The sequence below is a fragment of the Ruminococcus callidus ATCC 27760 genome (assembly GCF_000468015.1).
Taxonomy (GTDB): Bacteria; Bacillota; Clostridia; order Oscillospirales; family Ruminococcaceae; genus Ruminococcus_C; species Ruminococcus_C callidus.
On the sequence record NZ_KI260500.1, the window covers coordinates 1 to 2,785 of the forward strand.

Sequence of the window (2,785 nt, forward strand, 5' to 3'; positions counted from 1 at the left end):
TTTTGGCTCACCTCATTTTAACACATACATTTTGAAATTTTTTTCTTGAATTTTTTTGAGGAGTATGGTATAATGGTAATTGGACGCGACAAAAAGAGAAATGTTTTCAGCAACTTGCACAAAAAAATGTATTACATCGGTGTTTTTACAGCAGGCTGTGATAATTTTTCTGAAATCCGTTCTTTCAGAATGCGACCGGAACCGACAGGGCAATATTTTGCCGGAACGTTCCCATAAAAGGAGTTTTTACAGATATGGATAATTTTGCAGAGTACATGGTAAAAAAGCGACCGGATTCCCGTGACAATGCCAAGCGTGCCGGCATCATTGCACTGGCAGTAGTGCTTTGTGTCGCATCGGTCTTTCTGGTGTTTGTCACACATATTCCGTTTATCCTGCTGATCACCTGTGCGATCATCTACGGAGCATATTTCCTGATCACGGGTACTTCCGTGGAATATGAATACGCTGTCACCAACGGGGAAATGGACGTGGACAAGATCATTGCACGCCGCAAGCGGGTGCACCTCATCACGGTCAGCACTGCCAAGTTTGATGCTTACGGCGAAATGACAGATGCTGTTCCGGACGATCCTGACCGCACCATTGTCCTGTGTTCCGACAACACCGGTGAGGGCGAATATTACGCTGATTTGGAAACCGAGGAATATGGTGCAACACGCATCATCTTCACCCCCAATGAAGCCGTGCAGGAAGCGATCAACGCGGCTCTCCCCCGACAGCTGCGTTCCGGAAACGGAGCAGCCAAATGAGTGCGATTTCCCGTTATGTGCTTCTGGTGCTGTTTGTGCTGGTGAATCTGGTGGCATTTGCCCTGATGGGCGTAGACAAGCAGCGTGCCCGCACCCACCAGTGGCGAGTGCCGGAAAAGACATTGTTTCTGGCGGCACTGCTGTTCGGCGGTACCGGCGGCACGATCGGCATGTTCTTCTTTCACCACAAGACCAAGCACTGGTATTTCCGCATTTTCTTTCCCCTGCTGGCAATCGTCCAGCTGGGCATCTTTGGTTATCTGATGCAAATATTAGGGAAACACTGAATAAAGCTTGTGCGTAAGATGCGTAGTCAGATTTTTTGGCAGATTGTCAGAAATTCCGCAGGCAGACGTATGTCTGGCAAGGGATTTCTGGGCAATATGACGGAAAATCTGTACGCAGATTGCGTGCAAAGCCGTCAGGCGGGCTTTATGCAGCGTTTCCTTAGATTAGGAGGTTTTCTCTATGGCAAACAAATTTTTCCGTAAACTGAACGGGCTTCTGACTGCGGCAGCCCTGTGCGTATCTTGTCTGCCTTTCGGCGGCATGCTCTCTGCCAGTGCGGCAGACGTGCAGGAAACAATTCCGGGGATGACACAATCTCCGGAACAGCTGATACAGGAAGCTGACCGTGGCGATTTTCTGACGCTGGGCTATGCTGTGATGCTGGAATGCAGCTACGGCGGTGTGGGATTTGCTTCCACGCTCTCCGAAAAAAACAGTGCCCTTCTGGACGTTGACCATTCCGGTGCCATCGACAGTGCAGACATTTTCCTGCTGATGTACTGGTGTGCTTACTTCGGTGCCTATGGCAAACATACTGACGAAGCACTGGCCTTTTTGCAGGAGTGGGACGCTGCGAACGGCAACGGCAATACGGAAACTACACAGCCGACCACAGTTCCGGTGGCAACTGCAACCACAACGCTGACCGAAACCACCACGGCCATTCTCAGTACGTTCCCGCCGGTACCGGAAACCGCTACGGACAGTTCCACAGCTTCTGCATCTGCTGAAAGCAAGACGACGCCGGCAGAGTCCATGGCGGTAACTTCGCTTCCTGCTTCCAGCACTACCACCAAAGCTACTACGAAAGCAACTACAACGCTCCTCACCACCACTGCTGCTCCGGCAACTACCACAGTGACCACTACACAGACGGCAAGCGGAGCATGGGCACAGAAGGATTCTTACCGCGGCATTGACGTTTCCAAGTATCAGGGCAACATCGACTGGAATGCGGTAAAGGCGGCAGGCAATGACTTCGCCATTATCCGTGCAGGCTACGGCAAATACGCCAGCCAGAAGGACCCTTACTTTGAACAGAACATGCGGAATGCCAAGGCGGCAGGCGTTGCCTGCGGTGCATACTGGTACAGCTACGCTGTCACTCCGGCAGAGGCAAAGCAGGAAGCAGAAGTATTTGCCAGCATTGTGCAGGGATACCAGTTCGAATATCCGCTGGTACTGGACATTGAAGATTCTACCCAGACCAAGCTTTCCAAGGAGCAGGTATCTGCGATCATTCAGGCATTCTGTGACACCATGGAATCCAAGGGATACTACATCAGCCTGTACAGCTACGCAAGTTTCCTGAACAGCTACGTCTATCAGTCAGTTCTGGAGGACTACGACATCTGGGTCGCACACTTCGGTGTCAGCCGCCCGTCTTACTCCAAGACCAGCTACGGCATGTGGCAGTATTCCAGCACTGGTTCTGTCAGCGGCATCAGCGGCAATGTGGATCTGGACTACAGCTATAAATGCTATCCGAACCTGATGACCAAGTATCATCTGAACGGATTTTAAGCGTACATAACAGACAAAAGGAGCAGCACCATGCAGTGTGCTGCTCTTTTTGTTTTTCGGAGATTTCAGTAACGCTGTCTTTGTATTTCCGAGAAAAGTCAAACGGGCACTCTGGTATTTTTCCAGAGTGCCCGTTTTTGTGATGTTTGATTTTCAAGTCGCCTTAGGGCAACACCGCACAAAACTTGTGCGTAAGGTGC

General features: G+C 50.6%; 4 protein-coding genes. All 4 read left to right on the plus strand.

Translation table 11 applies throughout. The features are described 5' to 3' along the window. Positions 1–72: 72 nt before the first annotated feature. On the plus strand, positions 73–237 hold the full coding sequence (locus tag RUMCAL_RS15705; RefSeq protein ID WP_021683631.1) for a hypothetical protein: 165 nt from the start codon (positions 73–75) through the stop codon (positions 235–237). 17 nt (positions 238–254) lie between these two features. Further along, positions 255–773, plus strand: coding sequence for a DUF6106 family protein (locus RUMCAL_RS13795; RefSeq protein WP_021683632.1), 519 nt, complete (start codon positions 255–257; stop codon positions 771–773). Further along, positions 770–1,060: a DUF1294 domain-containing protein gene (locus RUMCAL_RS13800; protein ID WP_021683633.1), complete on the plus strand. Its 291-nt coding sequence runs from the start codon at positions 770–772 to the stop codon at positions 1,058–1,060. Before RUMCAL_RS13795 ends, RUMCAL_RS13800 begins: the two co-directional genes overlap by 4 nt. Positions 1,061–1,241: 181 nt before the next feature. After that, complete coding sequence (locus RUMCAL_RS14895) at positions 1,242–2,585, plus strand: glycoside hydrolase family 25 protein (RefSeq protein ID WP_021683635.1); 1,344 nt, start codon at positions 1,242–1,244, stop codon at positions 2,583–2,585. The last annotated feature ends 200 nt before the right edge of the window (positions 2,586–2,785 follow it).